This window comes from Ensifer sp. ENS06, from assembly GCF_014852205.1.
GTDB classification, from domain to species: domain Bacteria; phylum Pseudomonadota; class Alphaproteobacteria; order Rhizobiales; family Rhizobiaceae; genus Ensifer; species Ensifer adhaerens.
In genome coordinates this window covers 321,195-343,857 of sequence record NZ_JACVBC010000001.1, presented here as the reverse complement: position 1 = coordinate 343,857, position 22,663 = coordinate 321,195, and the positions used below count along the sequence as shown (strand labels likewise).

The 22,663-nt window shown below is 62.8% G+C and carries 24 protein-coding genes; 13 read left to right on the top strand and 11 right to left on the bottom strand.

Translation table 11 applies throughout. From position 1 onward, the window contains the following. Positions 1-274: 274 nt before the first annotated feature. The 5 genes from IB279_RS01775 to IB279_RS01755 form a co-directional block, all read right to left on the bottom strand. Positions 275-1,165: a GNAT family N-acetyltransferase gene (locus tag IB279_RS01775; protein ID WP_034797430.1), complete on the bottom strand. Its 891-nt coding sequence runs from the start codon at positions 1,163-1,165 to the stop codon at positions 275-277. A 121-nt stretch (positions 1,166-1,286) separates the two neighbouring features. Beyond that, positions 1,287-3,563, bottom strand: a complete 2,277-nt coding sequence (locus IB279_RS01770) for an ATP-binding protein (RefSeq protein ID WP_192338955.1) — start codon at positions 3,561-3,563, stop codon at positions 1,287-1,289. A gap of 55 nt (positions 3,564-3,618) precedes the next feature. Continuing rightward, positions 3,619-4,110, bottom strand: a complete 492-nt coding sequence (gene lspA / locus IB279_RS01765; protein ID WP_034797436.1) for a signal peptidase II — start codon at positions 4,108-4,110, stop codon at positions 3,619-3,621. Then, a complete protein-coding gene (locus IB279_RS01760) occupies positions 4,107-4,967 on the bottom strand; it encodes an RNA methyltransferase (RefSeq protein WP_043615629.1) in 861 nt (286 codons plus the stop codon). The genes lspA and IB279_RS01760 overlap by 4 nt, the downstream gene beginning before the upstream one ends. Continuing rightward, positions 4,964-6,118 carry a class I SAM-dependent rRNA methyltransferase gene (locus IB279_RS01755; RefSeq protein ID WP_113079945.1) on the bottom strand — a complete coding sequence of 385 codons (1,155 nt, stop codon included), beginning with the start codon at positions 6,116-6,118 and terminating at the stop codon, positions 4,964-4,966. The genes IB279_RS01760 and IB279_RS01755 overlap by 4 nt, the downstream gene beginning before the upstream one ends. Positions 6,119-6,428: 310 nt before the next feature. Here IB279_RS01755 and IB279_RS01750 point away from each other — a divergent pair, with 310 nt between their 5' ends. Next, on the top strand, positions 6,429-6,887 hold the full coding sequence (locus IB279_RS01750) for a carbon monoxide dehydrogenase subunit G (RefSeq protein WP_060580658.1): 459 nt from the start codon (positions 6,429-6,431) through the stop codon (positions 6,885-6,887). Between the two features lie 61 nt (positions 6,888-6,948). Here IB279_RS01750 and IB279_RS01745 read toward each other — a convergent pair whose 3' ends face one another. The 3 genes from IB279_RS01745 to sppA form a co-directional block, all read right to left on the bottom strand. Then, complete coding sequence (locus IB279_RS01745) at positions 6,949-7,293, bottom strand: lipopolysaccharide assembly protein LapA domain-containing protein (RefSeq protein WP_113189524.1); 345 nt, start codon at positions 7,291-7,293, stop codon at positions 6,949-6,951. Positions 7,294-7,400: 107 nt separating this feature from the next. Beyond that, positions 7,401-7,778 (bottom strand): integration host factor subunit beta, encoded by a 378-nt coding sequence (locus IB279_RS01740; RefSeq protein ID WP_226020731.1) that lies wholly within the window; start codon positions 7,776-7,778, stop codon positions 7,401-7,403. Positions 7,779-7,832: 54 nt separating this feature from the next. Then, entirely contained in the window at positions 7,833-8,792 is a 960-nt protein-coding gene (gene sppA, locus IB279_RS01735; RefSeq protein WP_034797445.1) for a signal peptide peptidase SppA, read from the bottom strand. 263 nt (positions 8,793-9,055) lie between these two features. Between sppA and lptC the strand changes: the two genes are divergently transcribed. The 6 genes from lptC (at position 9,056) to ptsN (ending at position 14,249) form a co-directional block, all read left to right on the top strand. Next, entirely contained in the window at positions 9,056-9,724 is a 669-nt protein-coding gene (gene lptC / locus IB279_RS01730; protein WP_034797447.1) for an LPS export ABC transporter periplasmic protein LptC, read from the top strand. Positions 9,725-9,739: 15 nt separating this feature from the next. Next, on the top strand, positions 9,740-10,300 hold the full coding sequence (locus IB279_RS01725) for an LptA/OstA family protein (protein ID WP_034797449.1): 561 nt from the start codon (positions 9,740-9,742) through the stop codon (positions 10,298-10,300). A gap of 12 nt (positions 10,301-10,312) precedes the next feature. Then, positions 10,313-11,131: an LPS export ABC transporter ATP-binding protein gene (gene lptB / locus IB279_RS01720; protein WP_034797451.1), complete on the top strand. Its 819-nt coding sequence runs from the start codon at positions 10,313-10,315 to the stop codon at positions 11,129-11,131. 146 nt (positions 11,132-11,277) lie between these two features. Beyond that, positions 11,278-12,816: an RNA polymerase factor sigma-54 gene (rpoN, locus tag IB279_RS01715; RefSeq protein WP_192338953.1), complete on the top strand. Its 1,539-nt coding sequence runs from the start codon at positions 11,278-11,280 to the stop codon at positions 12,814-12,816. Between the two features lie 223 nt (positions 12,817-13,039). Beyond that, entirely contained in the window at positions 13,040-13,612 is a 573-nt protein-coding gene (gene hpf / locus IB279_RS01710) for a ribosome hibernation-promoting factor, HPF/YfiA family (protein ID WP_034797455.1), read from the top strand. 172 nt (positions 13,613-13,784) lie between these two features. Then, entirely contained in the window at positions 13,785-14,249 is a 465-nt protein-coding gene (ptsN, locus tag IB279_RS01705; RefSeq protein WP_034797457.1) for a PTS IIA-like nitrogen regulatory protein PtsN, read from the top strand. Positions 14,250-14,359: 110 nt separating this feature from the next. On the opposite strand, the gene IB279_RS01700 is transcribed toward ptsN, so the two are convergent. Beyond that, positions 14,360-15,118: a LuxR family transcriptional regulator gene (locus IB279_RS01700; RefSeq protein ID WP_113189523.1), complete on the bottom strand. Its 759-nt coding sequence runs from the start codon at positions 15,116-15,118 to the stop codon at positions 14,360-14,362. A 150-nt stretch (positions 15,119-15,268) separates the two neighbouring features. Here IB279_RS01700 and IB279_RS01695 point away from each other — a divergent pair, with 150 nt between their 5' ends. Together IB279_RS01695 and IB279_RS01690 are read left to right on the top strand one after the other, a co-directional pair. After that, the gene (locus IB279_RS01695) at positions 15,269-16,036 is read left to right on the top strand and encodes an SDR family NAD(P)-dependent oxidoreductase (protein ID WP_060519753.1); all 768 of its coding nucleotides are present in this window, start codon (positions 15,269-15,271) and stop codon (positions 16,034-16,036) included. Between the two features lie 11 nt (positions 16,037-16,047). Beyond that, the gene (locus IB279_RS01690; RefSeq protein WP_113189522.1) at positions 16,048-17,283 is read left to right on the top strand and encodes a D-arabinono-1,4-lactone oxidase; all 1,236 of its coding nucleotides are present in this window, start codon (positions 16,048-16,050) and stop codon (positions 17,281-17,283) included. A 94-nt stretch (positions 17,284-17,377) separates the two neighbouring features. Here IB279_RS01690 and grpE read toward each other — a convergent pair whose 3' ends face one another. Beyond that, positions 17,378-17,986, bottom strand: a complete 609-nt coding sequence (gene grpE / locus IB279_RS01685; protein ID WP_034797465.1) for a nucleotide exchange factor GrpE — start codon at positions 17,984-17,986, stop codon at positions 17,378-17,380. A 262-nt stretch (positions 17,987-18,248) separates the two neighbouring features. Then, positions 18,249-19,328, bottom strand: coding sequence for a heat-inducible transcriptional repressor HrcA (hrcA, locus tag IB279_RS01680; RefSeq protein WP_034797467.1), 1,080 nt, complete (start codon positions 19,326-19,328; stop codon positions 18,249-18,251). A 262-nt stretch (positions 19,329-19,590) separates the two neighbouring features. Here hrcA and rph point away from each other — a divergent pair, with 262 nt between their 5' ends. The 4 genes from rph (at position 19,591) to hemW (ending at position 22,650) form a co-directional block, all read left to right on the top strand. After that, positions 19,591-20,310, top strand: coding sequence for a ribonuclease PH (rph, locus tag IB279_RS01675; RefSeq protein WP_034797469.1), 720 nt, complete (start codon positions 19,591-19,593; stop codon positions 20,308-20,310). Between the two features lie 15 nt (positions 20,311-20,325). Beyond that, positions 20,326-20,721, top strand: a complete 396-nt coding sequence (locus IB279_RS01670) for a VOC family protein (protein WP_034797471.1) — start codon at positions 20,326-20,328, stop codon at positions 20,719-20,721. A 17-nt stretch (positions 20,722-20,738) separates the two neighbouring features. Next, positions 20,739-21,383, top strand: a complete 645-nt coding sequence (gene rdgB, locus IB279_RS01665; protein WP_034797474.1) for an RdgB/HAM1 family non-canonical purine NTP pyrophosphatase — start codon at positions 20,739-20,741, stop codon at positions 21,381-21,383. Positions 21,384-21,465: 82 nt separating this feature from the next. Then, positions 21,466-22,650: a radical SAM family heme chaperone HemW gene (gene hemW / locus IB279_RS01660; protein WP_060580654.1), complete on the top strand. Its 1,185-nt coding sequence runs from the start codon at positions 21,466-21,468 to the stop codon at positions 22,648-22,650. The last annotated feature ends 13 nt before the right edge of the window (positions 22,651-22,663 follow it).

Genomic DNA, 22,663 nt, shown 5'->3' with positions numbered 1-22,663 from the left:
TGGTAGCAATTCGATACAACTATAAAGAAGAAAAGCCCGCTTTCCGAAAAGGAGGCGGGCTTAATAACAGGCAATGCATTTATGTTTAAGGTAATGAAAGACGGAGTCTTGGGAACCCTATACCTGTCGACCCCCGGAAGATCGGCAGTTTCTCCATTTATTTTCTCTATTCGTTCGTCATGAAATTAGAGAAGAACATGACAATACATGTCTCTCTTTCGACCTTGAAAGTCAAATCCATCATTAATAATTGGTTAACCTCACCGGGACCCGGTCAGGAGGCGGCGCCACCGAAACGTCCGGCATCTGCGCCGTAGTAGTTGAGGTAGCGGCCCGAGATATTGCTGATCGGCAAAACGATCAGAACGTCGGTGGTGCGGAACGCATGATCGACCACGGCGCCATCGCCGACCATCGCGCCGAGGCGCATATAGCCCTTGATCAACGGCGGCAGAGCGGCGAGCGCCTTCTTGGCATTGATCGCCTCGGCCGGCATCAAATCCATCGTCCGGTGCAGCTCGGGCCGTGCGCTGACGGCCCAGTCGTCGCGGGCGCGGATGTTGTGGTGCAGGAAGGACAGCGCCAGCGCATGCTCGGCCGGAACGACACCCGGGAACGAACCGCAGCCGAACATCGCGTCCATGCCGTATTTGAGCGCATAGGCCCAATTGCCCTGCCACAGGAGTTCGACCGTGCGCTTGGTCCGGTAGTCCGGCAGGACGCAGGAGCGGCCGAGCTCCATGAAGCGCTTGGTCGGATGACGGGCGAGAAGCGCGTCGATCGCGAATTCGGAAGACGAGTAAAAGCCGCCGGAGCGCTCAGCCACATCCTGGCGCAGCAACCGGTATGTCCCGACGATCTGATCTTCGGCGTCGCCTTCGATCGAGGTGTCGAGAACCAGCAGGTGGTCGCAGATCGCGTCCCAGCTGTCGACGTCACGCTTGCGCCGATCGGCCTCGGGGCCGACCTGCGCCTTCATCTCCTCGACGAAAACCTTGTAGCGCACGGCCTGGGCAGCATCGATTTCCGATGCCGTGCGGGCAAGGCGCGTCTCAAGATTGGCGATCCGGCCAAGCACGTCGGTCGTCGGGACGGCAGCTTTCGTGCCGATGCAAGCCTGAGAAGTGTCAACCACGTTCGCTGAATCCAGTAGCTCGATGGCCATCCGCGTTATCCCGAATCAAATCTGTCTGCGGGGGCTTAGACCACGTTTCTGCAACAACATAGTGACATGAAAGTTGCGTACAACCCCCGCCGCCCGATCAATACCGTAACCATCGCAAGAGTTACCGTTTGCGCAGCAGACGCGCGATCTCCGAGGTCAGCACCTGAGGGTCGGCCGGCTTCGCCAACACCACATCGGCGCCGGCGGCAAGCAGGCGGTCGCGCATATCCTCGCGGATATCGGAAGTCAGCACGATGACCGGCAACCTTGGCAAGGAGCGTATTGCCTCGTCATTACGGATGTGCCGCATCATGGAAAGCCCGTCGCCACCCGGCATATTGAGGTCGGTGACGAGAAGCTCCGGCAAGGCGTTTCCGGCAGGGGCTCGCAGCGTCTCGGCGACCCCCGCGAAGTCGCTGACAAGCTGCACCGCGTGTCCCGAACGCTGCAACAGCGTGCGGATGATCAACGCATTGATCGGATCGTCCTCGGCCAGCAGGATGCCGTGTCCCGGTCGGCGGACGGGTTCAACGACGGGCTCCTCGCGCAGGACCGGCCTGTTGTCGTTGATCGCGTCGCGTTTTTCGATGCCCTTCAGGCGTCCGAGCAGCACTTCAATCAGCGACTTTTCGCGCAAGGGCCGGATCAGCCAGGCCTCGTAGCCATCCATCTGGTTGACGGGGTGGCTGTTGCGCTCCTCCGGATTGATCAGATAGGTGCGGCGAACCTCCAGCCGGCCGATGGCCGGCTGGAGTGCGAGGAGCTGCTCGTACTGCTGCGCATGCCGGTGGTCGACGATCACGTCGGTGAGTGGCGCGCCACCTGCCTGCACATCGGCAAGAACATGCTGGGCTGCGGCAAGCGTCGTTGCGCGATGACAGCGCCCGCCAAGCGTCGCGATGGTTGCCGCCAGCGCCGCCGAGGCCGGTCCATCGGGAGCCATGACCAGCACATGCGACCCGGCGAGGGTGGAGCGGCGCTCCGACGCAATCGCCTCGACTTCGGCAAGCGGCAGGCGGATTTCAAAGCGGCTGCCGCGGCCGGGCGCGCTTGCGGCCGTAAGACTGCCGCCGCAGGCCTGCATGATGCGCCTGGAGATCGCGAGGCCGAGCCCTGTGCCCTTGGCGCGTTGCTCGTCGTTGCCGGCCTGCTCGAATTCCTCGAAGATGCGCTTCAGGTCGTCGGGCGACATGCCCGGCCCCGTATCGTCGATACGGATCCGCACGCAGTCCTCGATCGTGTCGGCGCTGACGAAGACGCCACCGACTTCCGTGAATTTGACCGCGTTGCCGATGACGTTGAAAAGCACCTGGCGCAGGCGCGCCGCGTCGAAAGCCATCAGCGCGGGCACGTCGACGGAAACGGTGGCGCCGATCTCGATGCCCTTCTCGTGGGCGCGATTGGAGAGCATTTCCACGACGCTCTCGATCACGCCGCGCGGATCCTGGCGGCTGGGGCGAAACTGGAAGCGGCCGGCTGAAAGCGACGAGAAGTCGATCAGGTCTTCGACGAGCTGGACCAGCGCGTGGCCGGATTGCTGCATGCCGGCGAGATAGTTCTGCTGCTCGCTCGACAGGCGGGTCTGGCCGAGCAGATGGCTCATGCCGAGAATGCCCGAAAGCGGCGTGCGGATCTCGTGGCTGACGGTGGCGAGCAGCCGCGACTTTGCCTGGCTCGCCTCCTCGGCCCGCCGGCGCGCCGCCTCACGCTCGCGCGCGGCGCGCGCTTCCTCGGTGACATCGCGCGCAATGCTGTGGCGCATGAGTTTGCCGCTCGCCGGATCGCGGGCGATCACGTCATGCCAATCGAAAAGGCGGATGCCTTCGGCCGCGGCGATGCGCACGAGATAATGATTGGGCGCAGCCTTCGGCTCGAAGCTCAGGCCAAGGGCGCCGCAGGCCATGCCCCGGACATCCGACCGGCCGCAGACCTGATGGAAGACAGCATTGGCGTGGACGATCTTTCCGTCCATGCCGCGCATGATCGCAAGGTCACCCAGCGCATCGTGAATGGTCGAAAGCAGCGCCGAGGTTTCGGAGCGGTGCCAATCCTGGTCCCGCTCCACCTCATCGGAAACCGGCACGCTATCAAACGCGCGGATGGCTTCGACGGCGAGCAGAAGCGCACCGACCACGCCGGCCGCGGCAATCGCCGCGGCGAACAGGTGGAAGCCGGCAGTCATGCCGACGACAAGGACAAGGCCGGAAGCGACCAGGCCGAGCAGCGCCATGGATACGTAACTAAGCGCAGAGCGCGCGCCGGAAGCCGGCTGCGCCGACACCTGACGGGACGCCGGCCCATCGAGCGGAAGCGCCGAAACCGACGCAGCCCTATCCGCCCGGGCGTCTCTCCCGAAGCCGGTTTCGATCCGCTCTAGCAGTCGTGACGGTTCGCTCATGCGTTCCGGCTAACACGACAGGCGTTCCGAATGGCTTCAAGGCTTCGATAAAATCTTAGCGATCCGCTTTTTTCGCGTGCAGTAGTTCGTCAAGAATGATCGCGCCGGCGCCGATGGTGATGAAGGTATCGGCCAGATTGAAGACGGCGAAAGACCACGTCTCCGTATAGAACAGGATGTAGTCGATGACGTAGCCGAAGAGCAGCCGGTCGACGAGGTTTCCGAGCGCGCCGGCGATGATCAGCGCATAGCCGAAATGGGCGAAGAACCGATCCTTCGGCGTGCGCTTCCACAGCCAGAGCACAAAGGCGCAGACGGTGAGCCGCATGCCGACGATGAACCAGCCCTCCATGCCTGACAGCATCGAGAAGGCGACGCCGTAGTTGTAGGTGCGGTAGAGCGCCAGCATCGGCACGACATGGACCGCCTGATTGAAGGGCAGGTAAAGCTCGACCAGATACTTGATTATTTGGTCGGCGATGAGCGCGAAGACGATGAAGACCGCGATCGGCAGCGGCCGCGAAAACAGCACCTGCTTCTCGCTCATGCGCGGGCATCCAGGGTCAGAAGGTGGCGGCGCGCCTCGAACAGCATGATGCCGGTGGCAATCGCCAGATTGAGCGAGTCGGCGCGGCCGGCCTGCGGGATGCGGGCAAGCGCACCGGCTTCTCGAGCGAGTTCCTCCGGCAGACCCGACTGCTCGTTGCCCATCAGAAGCACGACCGGCTTGGTCTTGTAGTCAATGGTGCGATAGTCGACAGCGCCGGCGAGATGGGTCGCGACGACCTTCACGCCGGCGGATTTCTGCCAGCGGATGAAGTCCTCGACGCTGGCGCGCGCCACCGGCATGGCAAAGACCGAGCCCATGGTCGCACGCACGGTTTCGAGCGAAAACGGATCGGTGGTCTCGCCGACGAGAATGACGCCGGAAGCGCCGGCGGCATCGGCGGTGCGGATGACGGTGCCGAGGTTGCCGGGATCGCGGACGCGGTCGAGCGCCACATAGGTTTCGCCCAATTGCGGCTTCAGGTCCTTCAGCGACTGGTAACGCTGCTCGAAGATGCCGACGACCATCTGCGGATTGTCGCGCCGGGTGATCGTCGACAGCACTTTCTCGCTGACTTCCAGCACCAGGCCGCCCTTGGCGAAGGTCTTTGCCGCCACCTGCTCCACGTGCGGCTTGCCCTTGGCCGCCTTGGCATAGATCAGCGTCTTGATCTTCCAGCCAAGGTCCAGCGCGTCGATCACCAGTTTCAGGCCCTCGGCCATGAAGGAGCGCGTCTCGTCGCGGTGCTTCTTCTGCGTCAGCGCGCGGATGTCCTTGATGATCGGGTTGGTGAGGCTCGTGACCTCCTTCACCTGACCGACACGACCGGTGCCGTGTTCGCTTCTGTCGTTCGTCATTGCGGTACCCAGCGGCTGAAGAGTGAGGTCGAAAGCGCCCTGCCCGGCTCGCGGCCGTCAAGCCCGCCCTCGCGGATGATGAGCTCGCCCGACTCCACCCGGCCGCCGTGGCCGCGCATCGTCTCGCGCATCAGTTCATGGATCGAGTAGAAGCTCGCCCGGATCGAATAGGCCGTCAGCACCAGGCCGCGCGCCTCCGGCGACAGGATCTCGCGGCAGATGTCGAGCATCGCCGCCAGATGGTCGAAAAGCTGCCAGACCTCGCCGTTCGGCCCGCGGCCGAACTTCGGCGGGTCGGTCAGGATGATGTCGTAGCGGCTGCCGCGGCGTTCCTCGCGCTGGATGAACTTCATCGCATCGTCGCAGATCCAGCGGATCGGCAGGTTTTCGGCCCGCGCCAGCTGCTGGTTTTCGCGCGCCCAGCCGATTGCCTTCTTGGAGGCGTCGACATGGGTGACCTCGGCGCCGGCCCTGGCGGCGATCAGCGAGGCGACGCCGGTGTAGCCGAAGAGGTTCAGCACCTTCAGCGGCCGCCCCGCCCTTTCCACCTGATCCTTCACCCAGCTCCAGTGCGCGAGCTGTTCCGGGAAGACACCGACATGGCGGAACGAGGTGAAGCGACCGTGGAAATCGGTGCCGAGAAGCTGCATCGGCCAGGTCTCGCCGAGCACGGCGCCAGGAAAGCGCCAGCGCCCCATGCCGTCTTCGTCGGTGTCGCCGGTGAAGATCGCGTCGGCTTTTTCCCAGACGCTATCGGGCAGGCTGCGCGGCCAGAGCGCCTGCGCCTCGGGGCGCACGATGCGGTAGGGACCGTATTGCTCAAGTTTTTCGCCGGCGCCGCTGTCGATCAGGTGATAGCCGGATGCGTCCGACGTTTCGAGAATGAGCGGTATGCGCTCGGCCGGCTTTTCCCCCGTTCGCCGCGCGATCACCCGCGCCGGCGTTTCCTGTGCAGGCGCATGCTTTGCTGGCTTCTCGCGCGTCTCCGCCGTCTGCGCTGCCGCCGGTCGCGCCGGCCGTTCCTTGAAGCCGCCGCCCTTCGGCGGTGCCGAACGTTTCTGATCGTGGCGGCCGCCGCCACGCGCTTCGGCACCACGGCCCTTGGCCGTCGTCACGGAGGCATTCTTCGACCGCCGGTCCTTTTCCTTCACGCTGAAATCCCTGGGCTTTGTTAGTGCATGGGCCGCCTGCCTGCGCAGTATCCGGGACGGGCCGGCGGACGCCATGAGGTTTGTCGCCGCAGCCTGAAGCCGCGGCATCTCTTGAAGCTGCAAATAGCATCGCTGATGCTCTTGGCAAAGCCGTTTCCGTTTTGCGAAGATAACGCGCAAGAACCCGCTGCGAATTTTCTTGGGCTGGAACCGGCTTCGCGACAAAATTCCGCGGCAGGTCTAGTGTGTCGAAGCGACATTTGCGCGTCGATATCGGGCGCGCGGCGTCGCATGGGGGGGAGGAAAACGCATGGACATGACCGGCGAAGAGCGGATTGCGGCTGGGCGCGACGCGGTGTGGCGCGGCCTCAACGACCCGGAAATTCTCAAGCGATGCATTCCCGGGTGCCAGTCGCTGGAGATGACGTCGCCAACCGAGCTTGCGGCCGTGGTGAAGATCAAGATCGGCCCGGTCTCGGCCTCCTTCACCGGCAATGTCGTGCTCTCCAATCTCAATCCGCCGCAGAGCTATACGATCTCGGGCGAAGGAAAGGGCGGCATCGCCGGCTTTGCCAAGGGCGGCGCCGACGTCGCCTTAACAGCGGACGGGGACGAAACGGTGCTGCGTTACGACGTCAAGGCGGAGATCGGTGGCAAGCTCGCGCAGCTCGGCTCGCGCCTGATCGACTCAACCGCCAAGAAGCTGGCGCAGCAATTCTTCGCCGATTTTAGCGCCGCCGTCGGCGGTACGGCGGAAGCTGCGAGTTAAAGAGGCGACGCGGACCGAACGGGCGCCCCGTCTCGGTCTTCGCAGGCTTGTGAACTTCTGATCAGTTCTGCGGCGCTGCGAGCGTCGCCTGGGTTGCGAGCTTTTCCGCCTGGCTGCGGTGTTTCTCCGCCTCGCGGTGCCACTTCACTGCTTCGTTCGCCTCGTTGCGCGCGCGCCGCCGGTACTTGCCCTGGCTGAACCAGGTCGCGGCGGCACCGAGGATGACGCCGACGATGACCGCAAGGAACAGGAAGACGAAGAACGGCGCGCTCACGGAAAGCAGGCTGTCTTCCGGCCGGAAGGGGTTCAGCGCCAGCGTTACGCTCTGGCGGTTGGCCACGCTCAGCACAATCAGGATGATAGCGACCGGCACGAGAACAACGATGTTGATCAGTTTCTTGAACATTCAATCGCTCCATCTCGCCGACGCCCGTGCTCTTTGCCGGACGCTTGCCGGCAACGGGCCTCGTATAAAAGGGGTCGTTAGGGGTCTCTGGCGACCGCCAAGGATGATCAATCCTCGTCTTCGCCGTTCATGCCCGGGTTGAGCCGCTCGCGCAGTTCCTTGCCGGTCTTGAAAAACGGCACCCATTTTTCCTCGACAAAAACGGAATCGCCGGTGCGCGGGTTGCGCCCCGACCGCGACGGCCGGTTCTTGACCGAGAAGGCGCCGAAGCCACGCAGTTCGACCCGGTTGCCTGCAGCGAGCGCGTCGGTGATCTCATCGAGGACCGCGTTGACGATATTTTCGACGTCGCGGTGGTAGAGATGCGGATTGCGAGCCGCAACAATCTGCACCAGTTCTGACTTGATCACTGTCGCCCCCTCAAATTCTTGTTTGTTTTGCTTTTTCGGTCTGCATTGTGATTTCCGCAAGGCGGTGCGCGGCATTTGCAAAATCACCGACATCGCTCGACGGCTCAGGCTGGGTATATGTCGCCTTGCTCATTGGCCATCAACCTGCCAAACCGAAACAAGACCGTCAAGAAACAACTTGTCGCCTGCAATTTTTTCGAGCCCGCTCATTGCCGGAAAAGCGTCATATCCCAACATCTTGATCCAGTTGCCGACCAGCGCGCCGAGGCCAAAAGGCAGGGTCTTGCGCGGGGCTTCCCAATCGACGATCGGCAGGTCCTTCGACACCTTTTTCTCCGTGAGGAAGGCGCGAATTTCGTCCTCGCCGCCGAGCTTGTCGACGAGCTTGGCCTTTAGCGCCTGGCGACCGGTGAAAATGCGTCCGTCGGCGAGCAGCAACGCATCCGGACGCGGCAACTTGCGGCGGTCGGCAACCAGGTCGACGAACCAGGCGTAGCTATCGTCAATCATCGACTGGATCATGGCCTTCGCCTCGTCGCTCGCCGGATGGAAGGGCGAAGGTTCCGCCTTCAGCGGCCGCGACTTGATCGATTCCAGGGAGACGCCGAGCTTGTCCATCAACTCCTTGACCTGCGGATACTGGAAGATGACGCCGATGGAGCCGGTGATCGAGCTCTCACCGGCAACGATCGTATCGCCGCCGAGTGCGATCATGTAGCCTGCCGAGGCGGCAAGCGTGCGCACGTCGGAAACGACCGGCTTCTTGGCCGCCACCTTGCGGATCGCCTTATAGATAACCTCGCCGCCATAGGTGGTGCCGCCCGGCGACGAAATGGTCACGACCAGCGCCTTGACGCTATCGTTGTCGGCAATCTTCTGCAGGCGCTCGAGCAGTTCGCGGTCATCCTGGATCAGGCCGGTGATCGCAACGCGCGCCACATGCTGCCTGTTGTGGCCGACGTCGTCGGCAGCCCCGGACCAGGCAAAGATCGCGAGCGCGACGAGGAGAAGCAGCCCCGCGACCACAAAGCGCCAGAAGCTCAACTTCCGGCGCAGGCTGCGGCGATCGGCGATGGCGAGTTCGTCCATGTGGGTTTCTCCCGATTTGTTGGCGCTGCTTCTGTCAGTTTCCGCGGGAACGTGCTATCTGCGCGCGAAGAGGCATATTCCATAGACGCGCTTGACCACGGTTGAAAGCCGCGGCTGGCGTTTTTGCGCTTCACCCGAGTTTTTTTGCGGCGCCATTGTGCGTCAGCAAAAAATATCCATATTTGCGACGACTTACACCAATGTATGTAAATGACCCCCACGTTGGGTCAGCGACAAAAGCAGTAGAACCGACAGGCCCTTCCATGTTGAACCACGCGCCAGCCCCGGGCATCTTTGCCGATACGGGTGCGAGTTCCGCCGACGCCTATGCGCTCGCCGCACGGCATTCCGCGCGCGTGCGCCGCCTGAAGATCATCCTGCCGATCATCGCCGGCGTCATTGCCGTCATTTTTGCCGCCGTGTCCTTCGTGCGCGCGTTCATGCCCGTCGACCTGCAGATCGAGACCGCGACGATCGAGGACGGCAAGATCGTCATGAAGAATCCGGCGATCTCCGGTCGCAACAAGCAGGGCATCAGCTACTCGATGAAGGCCCAGCGGGCGCTTCAGGATATCGCCAACCCCGACATCATCACGCTGCAGACGATCCACGCAGAAATGCCGATGAAGGATTCGATGATAGCGACCGTCGACGCCACCAACGGCATCTATGATCGCGGCGCCAATACACTCGACATGAACGCCCCGTTCACCATTTCCGTCAATAATGGCATCAACGCCGACTTCCAGTCGGCCTATCTGGACATCAATGCCGGCGAGATGGAAACGAAGCAGCCCGTTGCGATCAGCATGAAGGGTGGTTCGATCATTGCGCAGACGCTGCGAATGACGGATAAGGGACGTATTGTAATTTTCGAGGGTATGGTGAGGGTCAACGTCGAGCCCGCCGCCATCCGCAAAAACGCGAAATAGGACCCGGTGCACTCCATGTCGGTCACAACCGCATCATTTTTCAAGATTTCCGCCAGCCTGGCCATTGCCGGAGCGGGCGCTTTGATTATTGCCTCCGGCGCTTTTGCGCAGGCCACGTCGAGCAAGATGAAGGGCCTCGAGCTGTCCAACGACAAGCCGATCCAGATCGAGAGCGACAAGCTCGAAATCAAGGACCCGGAAAGCAAGGCGATTTTTACCGGCAACGTCAAGGTCGTGCAGGGCACGACGACGCTGCAGGCCGGCAATATGGTCGTCTTCTACAAGTCCGGCGGCGGCTCGGTTTCGAGCGGCGACGCCGACATCGACCGTATCGAGGTCAGCGAAAAGGTGTTCCTGAGCTCCGGCACGCAGCAGGCGACGGCCGATACCGGCTCGTTCGACATGACCAAGCAGGTCTTCGTTCTCAAGGGCGACAAGGTCGTTCTCTCCGAAGGCAAGAACGTCTTCGTCGGCTGCCAGCTTAACGTCCAGATGGAAACCGGTGAGGCCCAGCTCGAAGCCTGCGGCGGCCGCGTGCAGATCCAGCTCGACCCGAAGTCCCGCAAGACGAACTGACGTAGACCGCTCGTGCAACTTCCCTTCCTCCACAAGCGCAAACGGGTCCGCAAGCCGTCGGCGACCACTGCGGTCGCTTCCGGCCATGCGGTCGACAAGGCGCGCTATGACGGCACCCTGATTGCCCGCGGACTGACCAAGGCCTATCGCGAGCGTCGGGTCGTCAACGGCGTGTCGCTGGTGGTGCGGCGCGGCGAGGCCGTGGGCCTGCTCGGGCCGAACGGCGCCGGCAAGACCACCTGCTTCTACATGATCACCGGCCTCGTCCCCGTCGACGAGGGTTCGATAGAGATCAACGGCAATGACGTGACGACCATGCCGATGTACCGGCGTGCACGCCTCGGCGTCGGCTACCTGCCGCAGGAAGCGTCAATCTTCCGCGGGCTGACGGTCGAGGAGAACATCCGCGCCGTGCTCGAAGTTCACGACAAGAACCTGGAGCGGCGCGAAAGCAAGCTCAACGACCTGCTCGGCGAGTTCAACATCACGCATCTGCGCAAGTCGCCGGCGATCGCGCTTTCCGGCGGCGAACGCCGCCGTCTGGAAATCGCCCGTGCGCTTGCGACCGACCCCACCTTCATGCTGCTCGACGAGCCCTTTGCCGGCGTCGACCCGATCTCGGTCGCCGACATCCAGGCGCTTGTCCGGCACCTGACCTCGCGCGGCATCGGCGTGCTGATCACCGACCACAATGTCCGCGAGACGCTCGGCCTCATCGATCGCGCCTACATTATCCATGCCGGCGAAGTGCTGACGCATGGTCGCGCCAACGACATTGTCACCAATCCTGACGTGCGTCGGCTCTATCTCGGCGACAATTTCAGCCTCTGAGACCGCCTCGCGGGCGATTCCGCCCGCGAACGCGCTTGACCAAACCTTTCCGATAAGCAATTTTTGGGCCAATTAAGAAAAGGGCCCGACCGGCGACCGGAGAAGCACCGCGGCCCCTGGAGATTTCTCGGGAGTTTCGCGTCAGCATGGCCCTGTCCGCCAGCCTTCATCTGCGCCAGTCCCAGTCTCTGGTGATGACGCCACAGCTCATGCAGTCGATCCAGCTGCTGCAGATGACGCATCTTGAGCTCAACCAGTTCATCGCCCAGGAAGTCGAAAAGAACCCGCTGCTCGAATTTCAGGCAAATGACGATCAGGTCGCCCCGGAGCAGGGCGAGATGGCCGGCGGAGACGAGAGAGGCGGAAGCGACGACGGCGGCGGCCAGGCGGATCTCTATGACAGCGCCACGTCGCAAAGCGGCGAGCGGCTCGACGACCAGCTCGATGCCGATTTCGCCAATGTCTTCCAGGACGACACCACGCCGCAACGCGCCGATGCGCCGGAACTGCTTGGCCAGTGGAAATCGATGCCCGGCGGCGGCGAGGGCGAAGATTACGACCTCGACGATTTCGTCGCCGGCCGCAAGAGCCTGCGCGAAACGCTTCTGGAGCAATTGCCCTTCGCGCTGCCGGCTCCTTCCGATCGACTGATCGCGCAGCACCTCATCGACCAACTCGACGACGCCGGATACCTGCAGGCGGACCTCGGCGAGGTTGGCGAACGGCTGGGCGCCGCCCATGCCGATGTCCTCAGGGTGCTGCTGACGCTGCAGCGGTTCGATCCGCCCGGTGTATTTGCCCGCTCGCTCGGCGAGTGTCTCGCCATCCAGCTGCGCGCCCGCGACCGGCTCGATCCGGCAATGGAGGCGCTGCTTGCCAATCTCGAACTCCTGGCGCGGCGTGATTTCGCGACGCTGAAGAAGATCTGCGGCGTCGACGAGGAAGACCTGATCGACATGCTGGCGGAAATCCGCAAGCTCGACCCGAAGCCCGGCACCAGCTTCGAGACCAGCGTCAGCGAGGCGATCGTGCCCGATATCGTCGTGCGGGCAGCGCCCGACGGCTCATGGATGGTCGAACTCAATCCGGATGCGCTGCCGCGCGTTCTGGTCAACCAGGACTACTTCGCTTCGGTGTCACGCGGCACGCAGAAAAACAGCGCCGACCAGGCCTTCCTCAACGAATGCCTGCAAAATGCCAACTGGCTGACGCGCAGCCTCGACCAGCGCGCCCGCACGATCATGAAGGTCGCCACCGAGATCGTGCGCCAGCAGGACGCGTTCCTCGTCAACGGCATCGGGCACCTCAGGCCGCTGAACCTCAAGACCGTCGCCGACGCCATCAAGATGCATGAATCGACCGTCAGCCGCGTCACCTCGAACAAGTACATGCTGACGCCGCGCGGGCTGTTTGAGCTCAAGTATTTCTTCACCGTCTCGATCGGCTCGGCCGAGGGTGGCGACAGCCATTCGGCGGAATCCGTGCGCCACAAGATCCGCACGCTGATCCACGAGGAGAGCACCGAGGCGGTGCTTTCTGACGACGACATCGTCGACGTCCTCAAGAAGGCCGGCATCGATATCGCGCGGCGCACGGTCGCCAAATATCGGGAAGCGATGAATATCCCCTCCTCCGTGCAGCGCCGGCGGGAGAAGCGCGCGCTCGCCAAGGCCGCCGGTTTCTGAGCACCGGAAGTTAAGGCGCATTAACTTTTTTGCGACCTTCGATTGACTCTCTCCGACACAGGCGATATGAGCCCGCCGCAATTGCCGGGGACTGCTCACCCCGGAAGCCTCCGGTGCGACCGGTGGCTGCGACAGAGGCGCGCTCGCAAGTCTGAAAGGCTTGGATGACGGGACCGCTTGGAATAGACTGGCTGCGCAAATCACGAACGAGAGAGGAAACTCCATGAGTGTGCGTGTATCCGGTAAACAGATGGAAATCGGCGATTCGTTCCGCGCCCGCATTGGCGAGCAGATCGAGCAGGCCGTTACCAAATATTTCGACGGAGGATATTCAAGCCAGGTCACTGTGGAAAAATCCGGGCCGCGCTTCAGCGCCGACTGCAAGCTTCATCTCGATACGGGCGTGGTAATGCAGGCGAACGGCCAGGCGAACGATCCACAGGCTGCGTTTGACGCGGCGTCGGATCGCATCGAAAAGCGTCTGCGTCGCTACAAGCGCAAGCTGAAGGATCACCACAACGGCAACGGACAGAACGCTGCCGAGGTGGCTTACACAGTGATGGATTCGGTGCCGTTCGAGGACGACGAAGTTCCCGAGGATTATGCGCCGACCATCGTGGCTGAGAGCTCGAAACAATTAAGGACGATGTCTGTCGCAAGCGCCGTGATGGCGCTCGACATGACGGACGAACCCGTCCTGATGTTCCGCACTCCCGGCAAGGCCGAACTGAATATCGTCTACAGGCGCAACGATGGAAATATTGGCTGGATCGATGCTGCCAATATCAAAGCATGAGCGAAAAAAGAGGGATGCCGGCGTGCCGGCGTCCCTCTCCCGCAACTCAGCGGCCAGGCCGGAAATGTGACTTTTCTGTGCATGGGATCCGCCATGACAAAGATGGTTAGAGCCATTGCGACGCATTTGTGATGATGTTGTCCGGCTCTAACCGGCGAACGAGGACAAAAGAATGGCATTGGCAGGTCTACTGCATCAAAATGCGATCATCCCGGCCATGAGGGCCAACTCGAAAAAACAGCTCCTTCAGGAATTGGCGGCAAAAGCTTCTAAGATCACCGGGGTTCCCGAGCGTGAAATCTTCGACGTGATCCTGCAGCGCGAGCGCCTTGGTTCCACCGGCGTCGGCAACGGCATCGCCATTCCGCACGGCAAGCTCAACAATCTCCCCTCGATCATCGGCATTTTCGCGCGTCTCGACACGCCCGTCGATTTCGAGGCGCTCGACGACCAGCCGGTCGATCTCGTGTTCCTGCTGCTCGCTCCGGAAGGCGCCGGCGCGGACCACCTCAAAGCCTTGTCGCGTATCGCCCGCGTGCTTCGCGACCAGGACATGGTCGCCAAGATCCGCTCGAGCGATTCCGCCAGCGCGATCTACACGCTGCTCGACGACGACGCGACCTCGCACGCGGCCTGAGCTTGAACAACGGGGCGCATCCGGCAGGATGCGCACAAGTCCGCTCGAAGCCTGCATCAGTAGAGCTGACGCCCGTTCAAATGATCAATGAAAATCCGGAACAGGGCACCCTAGCTCGAAATGCCGAGCCGGCGATAGATGTTCTTGCGGTGGATGCGAACCGTGCCCTCGGCGATGTTCATCACCTTGCCGATCGACAGGTTGCTGTGGCCCCTAAGGATGAGGCGCACGATGTTGCGCTGCTGCTTGGTCAGCCGATCTGAACACAGGCTTTCGAACGCCGCCTCCATCGCATCGTCGCCCTCCTCGGAGGGCGACGGCGCAATCGTCTGGCCCTGCTGGCGCCAGTTCGACCTGATGGCCTCGCGCACGATCGGCTCGTAGACGCGCAGCCTGGCCAGCTCCGTCTCGCTGAAAGGCTCGCCGCCGCGGCCGCGCATCAACGAGTAGGTCGCCTGCAGGCCGCCATCGAGCGGGATAACGAAGCCCACCTCCTCGACGAGAACGCCGGATTCCATCGACACGCAGGGATGCACTTCCGCCGACGACGAGAAGTCGGACAGGAAGAACTGGTCAGGCGCAAGCTCGCGCATTCGCCAGAGCCCTGCCGGCTGGCCGGCACAACAGGCGACGTAAAAGGGATCGAGCAGGTAGGCGCCGCCGAGATAGGCGGAGAGCGCACTTGCCGACACCTTGGCCGTATAGCCGTCATGCAGGACGATCGGCCTTGCATCGTAAGGATAGGCAAACGCGACCGAGAGATCGAAGCCGGTGACCGATCGGAGCATCCGATCGAGCGCTCGGCCGAAATCCTCCGTGCCGATCAGGCCAATCATCGCCGAGATATCGGCGGACTCGCTTGCGAGCATTCCCTTGTCATCCCCCAACCCTACGTATCCCCCATGGGATATCGACAGCCCCTCACTCGTCAACAATAATTCCGGGGGAGTGAGAAACCGGATCCGTCGCGGGTCGTCATCGGCGACCGCTGCGAAGGATGCGCCAAGGGGAGGATTGAGATGGCAGGCAGGCTTTCAGGCAAGGTGGCGCTGATCAGCGGTGGCGCGGGAGGCTGCGGTCTTGCCGCATCCGAACTGTTCGCGCGCGAAGGCGCCAAGGTCGGCATCGTCGATCTGCCGCGCAGCAAAGGCGAAGAGGTGGCCGCCTCGATCCGCGCCAACGGCGGCGAGGCGATTTTTGCCCCGGCCGACGTCTCGGTGTCGGCCGAGGTGACGTCCGCCGTCAAGGCGGTTGAAGCGGCCTTCGGCGCCATCACCGTGCTCTTCAACCACGCCGGCATCCTCGCCGTCGGTCCCTTCCTCGAAACGGAGGAGGACGAGTGGGACCGGCTGATGGCGGTCAATGTGCGCAGCATGTTCCTGATGACCAAGGCGGTACTGCCAGGCATGCTTGCGGCCGGCGGCGGCAGCATTGTCTGCACCTCGTCGATTTCGGCCGTGGCCGCAACGCCGATGGAGGTGCTCTATGACACCACCAAGGGCGCCTGCCACATGTTCGCCCGCGCCATCGCCGTGGAATTCCGCGACCGCGGAATCCGCTGCAACGCCGTCTGCCCGGGCTTCATCGCCACCGACCACGGCAAGCGCGAGCTCGTCGGGCTCAGCAAATACGGCGTTGACGTTTCGGAAGCGGCGATCGCCGCGCAACAGGGCCGCATGTGCGATCCGAAGGAAGTGGCGAACGCGGCATTGTTTCTGGCGAGTGACGAGGCGAGCTTCATCAACGGCACGCATCTGTTCGTCGACAATTGCTTCACCGCGGTTTGAGGGAGGGGAAAATGCTTCAGGCAGGTGGCCACTGGCGCAACTGGGTCGGAAACCAATCATGCATCGTGCGCCATCGCGGCGCGCCGGAGAGTGAGGCGGCGCTAGCCGAAATGGTGCGCGACGCAACCGCGCAAGGGCTGAACGTTCGCTGCGCCGGTTCCGGACATTCCTTCACGCCAGTGGCGCTTACCAGCGGGCTACAGCTGACACTCTCGAGCATGCAGGGCGTCGTCAACATCGACAGCACCCGCAAGCGCGTGGCGGTCAAGGCCGGCACCACTATCAACCAGCTCGGCAAGGTGCTGAAGGAGAACGGCCTGTCGCTGATCAACCAGGGCGATATCGATAGCCAGGCGCTAGCCGGCGCGCTGACGACCGGCACACATGGCACTGGCGCCAGGCTCGGCAACATGGCCTCGCAGATCGTCGGCATGCGGCTGGTGCAGCCCGACGGCAGCATCCTCGTGGTCGACGAGACCACGCCGGATCTGCTGGAGGCGGCGCGCGTCTCGGTCGGCATGCTCGGCGTGATCTCGGAGATCACATTACAGGCGATGCAAAGCTACAATCTCCATGAAAAGCTCTGGCGCTGCACCTTCGACGAAATGATCGAACAGCACGACGAGCTTGCCGCCAAGCACCGCCATTTCGGTTTCTTCTGGTGCCCGGTTCCGGAGAGCCGCCACTGCTACTGCCTGCCGGACACGGCCTCGGTGTCGACCACGGACAAGACCTCCGACGTCTGCGAGATGAAGGTGATCGACATCACCGAGGAAGCGCCGATGGAGCGCGGGTTCGAGAAGATCGCCTATTCCTCGGAGATCTACCCGATCGAATACGTGCCGAACTTCCACGAGCTCGAATATGCGGTGCCTGTCGCCCACGGCAAGGAAGCGGTAAAGGCGGTGCGCAAGCTGATGCTGGAAAAGCACCCGACCTGCATCTACCCGATCGAGTATCGCTTCACCGCCGGCGACACCGGCTGGATCAGCCCCTTCTTCGAACAGGATTCGATCACGCTTTCGGTTTCGGGCGAACCGGGCACCGACTATTGGGAATATCTGAAGGACGTGGACACGATCCTCAGGCAGTACGGTTCGCGGCCGCACTGGGGCAAGCTGCATTTCCTCGGCGCCGAGGATGTGACGGCGCTCTACCCCCGAGCGGGCGATTTCCGGGCACTGAGGGCCAAGGTCGATCCCGAGGGACGTTTCCTCAACGATCACCTGCAGCAACTGTTCGGATAGCGCCGCCGAACGAACGCACACCGCTACGCTTAGCCCAAACAAGAACGCCGCGCGAAGTTCGCGCGGCGTTCTTGTTGAATTCTGATCAGCAGGATCAGGCGGTCGGCGCGTCGCCGTTTTCGCCAGCGACGACCTTGGGGCCGCCCTTGGAAACGCCGACCATGGCCGGACGCAGGACGCGGTCGCCGATGGTGTAGCCGGCCTGGACGACCTGCAGCACCGTGTTGTTCGGCACATCCGCATTCGGGATTTCGAACATCGCCTGGTGGAAGTTCGGGTCGAACTTCTGGCCTTCCGGCTCCAGCTTCTTGACGCCGTGGCGCTCAAGCGCCGAGAGCATCGAGCGCTCGGTCATCTCCACGCCTTCGATCAGCGTGTTGAGACCGGCCTCACCGGCTTCCTTGGCTTCCGCCGGAATGGCATCGAGCGCGCGGCGCAGGTTGTCAGATACCGCCAGCATGTCGCGGGCAAAGCCAGCGACGGAGTAGGACTTGGCATCCTTGACGTCGCGTTCGGTGCGACGGCGCAGGTTGTCCATTTCGGCGGCAAGCCGAAGGTACTTGTCGCGCAGCTCGGCGCTTTCGGCCCGGGCGAGTTCCAACGGATCGGGCTCGGCAACGGCTGCTGCCTCGGCAGCGTCCGGTGCGGCGTCGAATACCTCGTCGGTGGCCTCGGGTCCGTGCTTGTTCGTATCGTCGGTCATGACGTTCTCCGCAGTGTCGTCTCTATTGTCCTTCGCATTTCCACGCCGCAAGCGCGAGCCTGCGTTTCAGCAAAAATGCTTAGGGACTGGATTTGAAGCCGATATCGAGGTTTGGGGCCGAAAAATCAAGGGTTCAATCGCGCTCCTACAGCGCCGCGCGTCTTATCAGACGCGCAAAGGTCGCTGTAGCACTTTGATTTGCTGCATGTCCTTGTCCTTCATCGAGATCGATCAATGAGACATGCAACGACTAAAAGCGCCCTTAGCGCGAAAGCCGCGACATCAGCTGCGCGGTATAATCGACCATCGGAACGATGCGCGAGTAGTTGAGCCGCGTCGGCCCGATGACGCCGACGGCGCCGACGATGCGGTCCTCGCCATCGCGATAGGGCGCGACGATCAACGACGAGCCGGAAAGCGAAAACAGCTTGTTTTCCGAGCCTATGAATATCCGCACACCAGGGCCGCTTTCGGCGAGATCGAGCAGCTCGATCATGCTGTCCTTCTTTTCGAGATCGTCGAACAGCATTCTGAGCCGGTCGATGTCCTCGGCACCCTCGAGGCCTTCGAGCAGGTTGGCGCGGCCGCGCACGATCAGGCGCGCCGGCTTCTCGTCGCCCTCGTTGCCCGACCAGATGGCGAGACCGCGCTCGACAAGATCCTGCGACAGCGCGTCGAGCTCGCCGCGCACCGTCAATTTCACCTTTTCGAGCTGCGCCCGCACCTCGGCGATCGTCTGTCCGGCGAGATGGGCGTTGAGGAAGTTCGCCGCTTCCGTGAGCTGCGAACTGGTGACGCCGGCCGGCAGCTCGATGATGCGGTTTTCCACCTGGTCATGTTCGCCGACGAGCACGGCCAACGCCTTGGTCGGCGCCAGGCGGATGAACTCGACATGCTTCAGCACTGGATCGGCCTTGGCGGTGATGACGAGACCCGCGCCGCGCGACATGCCCGACAGCATCTGGCTCGCTTCGGTCAAAAGCGTATCGACCGGCTGGGTATGGTCGTCGCGCCGGACATGGCGGTCGATCGAGGCGCGATCTTCGGGCGATAGATTTCCGACTTGCATGAAGGCGTCGACGAAGAAGCGCAGGCCCGTCTGGGTCGGCAGGCGACCGGCGCTGACATGCGGCGAATAGATGAGGCCGAGATCTTCGAGATCGCTCATCACGTTGCGCACGGAGGCAGGCGACAGCGCCATTGGCAAAAGCCGCGACAGGTTGCGCGAGCCAAGCGGCTCGCCGCTCGTCAGATAGGTCTCCACGATGCGACGGAAGATTTCGCCCGAGCGCTCGTCGAGCGCCGCGGCGATTTCCTTTGCTCCGGGATTGCGCAGTACCATGTCACTCCACATATGCAGGCACATCCTGCCGTGGCCGGAATATAGTGTCCCTGCGGTCCGTTGGCAAAAGGGAAAAAAAGGTCGAATGTCCGGCTTTCCACCGGATCCCTTTACCTCTGCCATGCTCTGCAGCGCCGCGCATCCTTGGACGCGCCAAAGGTCGCTGCAGCACCTTAAACTGCTGCATAATTTTGTCCCTAAATCGATTTCGATTTAGGGAATTATGCAGTAGAAGGCTCACGAGATACGATAGGAGTTGACGATGCGGCCATCCGGCAGAAAAACCGATCAAATGCGCAAGGTTTCTTTCGAGCGCAATTTTTCCAAGCATGCGGAAGGCTCCTGTCTGGTGCGGTTCGGCGACACGCATGTGCTGTGCACCGCAAGCCTTGAGGAAAAGGTTCCGGCCTGGCTGCGCAATGGCGGCAAGGGCTGGGTGACGGCGGAATACGGCATGCTGCCGCGCGCCACCGGCGAGCGCATGCGACGCGAGGCGGCCAGCGGCAAGCAGAGCGGCCGCACCCAGGAAATCCAGCGGCTGATCGGCCGGTCGCTGCGCGCCGTGGTCGATCTGCCGGCTCTCGGCGAACGCCAGATCTCGATCGACTGCGACGTCATCCAGGCCGATGGCGGCACGCGCACTGCTTCGATCACCGGCGCCTGGATCGCGCTCCACGACTGCCTGAAGTGGATGGAAGCCCGCAACATGGTCAAGGTCGAGAAGGTCCTGAAGGATCACGTCGCCGCCATTTCCTGCGGCATCTTCGCCAACCAGTCGGTAATCGATCTCGATTACCTCGAAGATTCCGCTGCCGAGACCGACGCCAACTTCGTTATGACCGGCTCCGGCGGCATCGTCGAGATCCAGGGCACGGCCGAAGGCAAGCCGTTCTCGGAAGAGGAATTCGCGAGCCTGATGGGCCTTGCCAAGACCGGCATTGCCGAACTGGTCGCGCTGCAGAAGCAGGCGATCGCCGGCTGAGGAAGGAACGTCAAGATGGCCCCGGCGCTGGAAGGCATTCTCGAGACCGCCCTTTACGTGGGTGATCTCGATGCCGCCGAGGCCTTCTACGGTGGCATTCTCGGGCTCGCAAAGATCACGCGTGCCGGCAACCGCCACGTCTTCTATCGCTGCGGACCGGGCGTGCTTCTGATTTTCAATCCGGCCGAAACGCTGAAGCCGCCGATCCCGCACGGCACGAGCGGCCAGGGCCACATGTGCTTCCGGGTTTCCGCCGCAGCGCTGGACGCCTGGAAGGCGAAACTGGAAGCGGCGGGCATCGCGATCGAAGCGGACACCCGCTGGCCGAACGGGGCGCGGTCCTTCTATTTCCGCGACCCGGCCGGCAACAGCCTTGAATGTGCGGAACCGGGCCTCTGGTCCATCGAATGAACACGAAACGAGACACCATGCGCAAACTGGACAACAAGACGCTGATCGTCGCCAGCCACAACGCCGGCAAGATCCGCGAAATCCGCGATCTCATCGGCCCGCTCGGCTTCGAGGCGAAGTCGGCCGCAGACCTCAACTTCATCGAGCCCGACGAGACCGGCACCACTTTCGAGGAGAACGCCGCGATCAAGGCGCTCGCCTCGGCCAAGGCCTCCGGCCTGCCGGCACTTTCGGACGATTCTGGTCTCGCGATCGACGCGCTCGATGGAGCGCCCGGCGTCTATACGGCCAACTGGGCCGAGCGCGAAGATGGCAGCCGCGACTTCGCCATGGCCATGCAGAAGGTCGAAGATGCGCTGCAGGAGAAAGGCGCCAAAACGCCTTCCGAGCGCACCGCCCGTTTCGTCTCGGTTCTTTGCCTTGCCTGGCCGGACGGTCATGTCGAGCTCTTCCGCGGCGAGGTCGAAGGTTTCGTCGTCTGGCCGCCGCGCGGCGGCCAGGGCTTCGGCTATGATCCGGTGTTCCAGCCCAAGGGCTACGAGACCACCTTCGGCGAGATGAGCGCCGACGAGAAACACGGCTGGAAGCCGGGTGACGAAGAGGCTCTGTCGCACCGCGCCCGCGCCTTCAAGATCTTTGCCGAGACCTGCCTCGGAGCCTGATCTGAGCGGGATGAGGAAAAGTGCGTGCGGTTTTCCGCTCGCATCCCGCTCTCTACTGAAAGTGACCATGAGAGACGCAATAATGCAAACTGCCACGCTATCGGCGATCGGTGACGGCATGGACCCCGGTTTCGGGGTCTACGTGCATTGGCCGTTCTGCGCGGCCAAGTGCCCCTATTGCGACTTCAACAGCCATGTGCGCCACCAGCCGGTGGACCAGCCGCGTTTCGTTGCAGCTTTCCTTAAGGAAATGGAAGAGGTGCGCGAACTCTCCGGCCCGCGCACGGTCACCAGCGTGTTCATGGGCGGCGGCACGCCGTCCTTAATGGAGCCGTCGACGGTCGATGCCATCCTCCAGGGCATCGCTCGCCATTGGCATGTGCCCGACGGCATCGAAATCACCATGGAGGCGAACCCGTCGAGCGTCGAAGCGACGCGTTTCCACGGCTACCGCGCTGCCGGTGTCAATCGCGTCTCGCTCGGCGTCCAGGCGCTGAACGACCGCGATCTGAAGTTCCTCGGACGGCTGCACAATGTCGAGGACGCGCTGAAGGCGATCCGGCTGGCGCGCGAGATCTTCCCGCGCATGTCCTTCGACCTGATCTATGCCCGTCCGAACCAGACGGTCGAAGAATGGGAGCGTGAGCTGAAGGAAGCCGTCTCCTACGCGGTCGACCATCTGTCGCTCTACCAGCTGACGATCGAGGAAGGCACGCCCTTTTACGGCCTGCACAAGGCCGGCAAGCTGATCGTGCCTGATGGCGAGCAGTCGGCAGTGCTTTACGAGGCGACGCAGGACATTACCGCCGCCATCGGCATGCCGGCCTACGAGGTTTCAAACCACGCCCGCCCGGGTGCCGAGAGCCGGCACAACCTCACCTATTGGCGCTACGGCGACTATGCCGGCATCGGCCCGGGCGCCCATGGGCGCCTGGGCATCGGCAATGGCAAGATCGCGACCTCTACGGAGCGCAAGCCGGAGGAATGGCTGCGGCTCGTCGAGACCCATGGTCACGGCATGATCGAGCGGGAATCCCTCGATCTCGAAGCACAGTCCGACGAGTTGTTGCTGATGGGTCTGCGCCTCAAGGAAGGCGTCGACTTGGCGCGATGGCAGACGCTGTCCGGCCGCGACCCGGACCCGGAGCGCGAGCAGTTCCTGATCGATCACGGCTTCATCGAGCGGCTGGGCAATTCGCGCCTGCGCTGCACGCCGGCCGGCATGCTGATCCTCGACGCCGTGGTCGCTGATCTCGCCTGCCCCTGAGGGCAGGCGGTCT

What these genes read in the sequence shown, in the direction of transcription:
- lspA (WP_034797436.1), bottom strand. Translation starts at nt 4,110, where the DNA reads ATGAGCGAGAAGCAGGTGCTGTTTTCGCGGCCGCTGCCGATCGCGGTC.
- IB279_RS01700 (WP_113189523.1), bottom strand. Translation starts at nt 15,118, where the DNA reads ATGCTCGCAAGCGAGTCCGCCGATATCTCGGCGATGATTGGCCTGATC.
- IB279_RS01750 (WP_060580658.1), top strand. Translation starts at nt 6,429, where the DNA reads ATGGACATGACCGGCGAAGAGCGGATTGCGGCTGGGCGCGACGCGGTG.
- grpE (WP_034797465.1), bottom strand. Translation starts at nt 17,986, where the DNA reads ATGACCGACGATACGAACAAGCACGGACCCGAGGCCACCGACGAGGTA.
- hrcA (WP_034797467.1), bottom strand. Translation starts at nt 19,328, where the DNA reads ATGGTACTGCGCAATCCCGGAGCAAAGGAAATCGCCGCGGCGCTCGAC.
- IB279_RS01670 (WP_034797471.1), top strand. Translation starts at nt 20,326, where the DNA reads ATGGCCCCGGCGCTGGAAGGCATTCTCGAGACCGCCCTTTACGTGGGT.
- sppA (WP_034797445.1), bottom strand. Translation starts at nt 8,792, where the DNA reads ATGGACGAACTCGCCATCGCCGATCGCCGCAGCCTGCGCCGGAAGTTG.
- IB279_RS01725 (WP_034797449.1), top strand. Translation starts at nt 9,740, where the DNA reads ATGTCGGTCACAACCGCATCATTTTTCAAGATTTCCGCCAGCCTGGCC.
- IB279_RS01690 (WP_113189522.1), top strand. Translation starts at nt 16,048, where the DNA reads ATGCTTCAGGCAGGTGGCCACTGGCGCAACTGGGTCGGAAACCAATCA.
- rpoN (WP_192338953.1), top strand. Translation starts at nt 11,278, where the DNA reads ATGGCCCTGTCCGCCAGCCTTCATCTGCGCCAGTCCCAGTCTCTGGTG.
- hemW (WP_060580654.1), top strand. Translation starts at nt 21,466, where the DNA reads ATGCAAACTGCCACGCTATCGGCGATCGGTGACGGCATGGACCCCGGT.
- IB279_RS01695 (WP_060519753.1), top strand. Translation starts at nt 15,269, where the DNA reads ATGGCAGGCAGGCTTTCAGGCAAGGTGGCGCTGATCAGCGGTGGCGCG.
- hpf (WP_034797455.1), top strand. Translation starts at nt 13,040, where the DNA reads ATGAGTGTGCGTGTATCCGGTAAACAGATGGAAATCGGCGATTCGTTC.
- IB279_RS01745 (WP_113189524.1), bottom strand. Translation starts at nt 7,293, where the DNA reads ATGTTCAAGAAACTGATCAACATCGTTGTTCTCGTGCCGGTCGCTATC.
- rdgB (WP_034797474.1), top strand. Translation starts at nt 20,739, where the DNA reads ATGCGCAAACTGGACAACAAGACGCTGATCGTCGCCAGCCACAACGCC.
- ptsN (WP_034797457.1), top strand. Translation starts at nt 13,785, where the DNA reads ATGGCATTGGCAGGTCTACTGCATCAAAATGCGATCATCCCGGCCATG.
- IB279_RS01760 (WP_043615629.1), bottom strand. Translation starts at nt 4,967, where the DNA reads ATGACGAACGACAGAAGCGAACACGGCACCGGTCGTGTCGGTCAGGTG.
- IB279_RS01770 (WP_192338955.1), bottom strand. Translation starts at nt 3,563, where the DNA reads ATGAGCGAACCGTCACGACTGCTAGAGCGGATCGAAACCGGCTTCGGG.
- rph (WP_034797469.1), top strand. Translation starts at nt 19,591, where the DNA reads ATGCGGCCATCCGGCAGAAAAACCGATCAAATGCGCAAGGTTTCTTTC.
- IB279_RS01775 (WP_034797430.1), bottom strand. Translation starts at nt 1,165, where the DNA reads ATGGCCATCGAGCTACTGGATTCAGCGAACGTGGTTGACACTTCTCAG.
- lptC (WP_034797447.1), top strand. Translation starts at nt 9,056, where the DNA reads ATGTTGAACCACGCGCCAGCCCCGGGCATCTTTGCCGATACGGGTGCG.
- IB279_RS01740 (WP_226020731.1), bottom strand. Translation starts at nt 7,778, where the DNA reads ATGCCGCGCACCGCCTTGCGGAAATCACAATGCAGACCGAAAAAGCAA.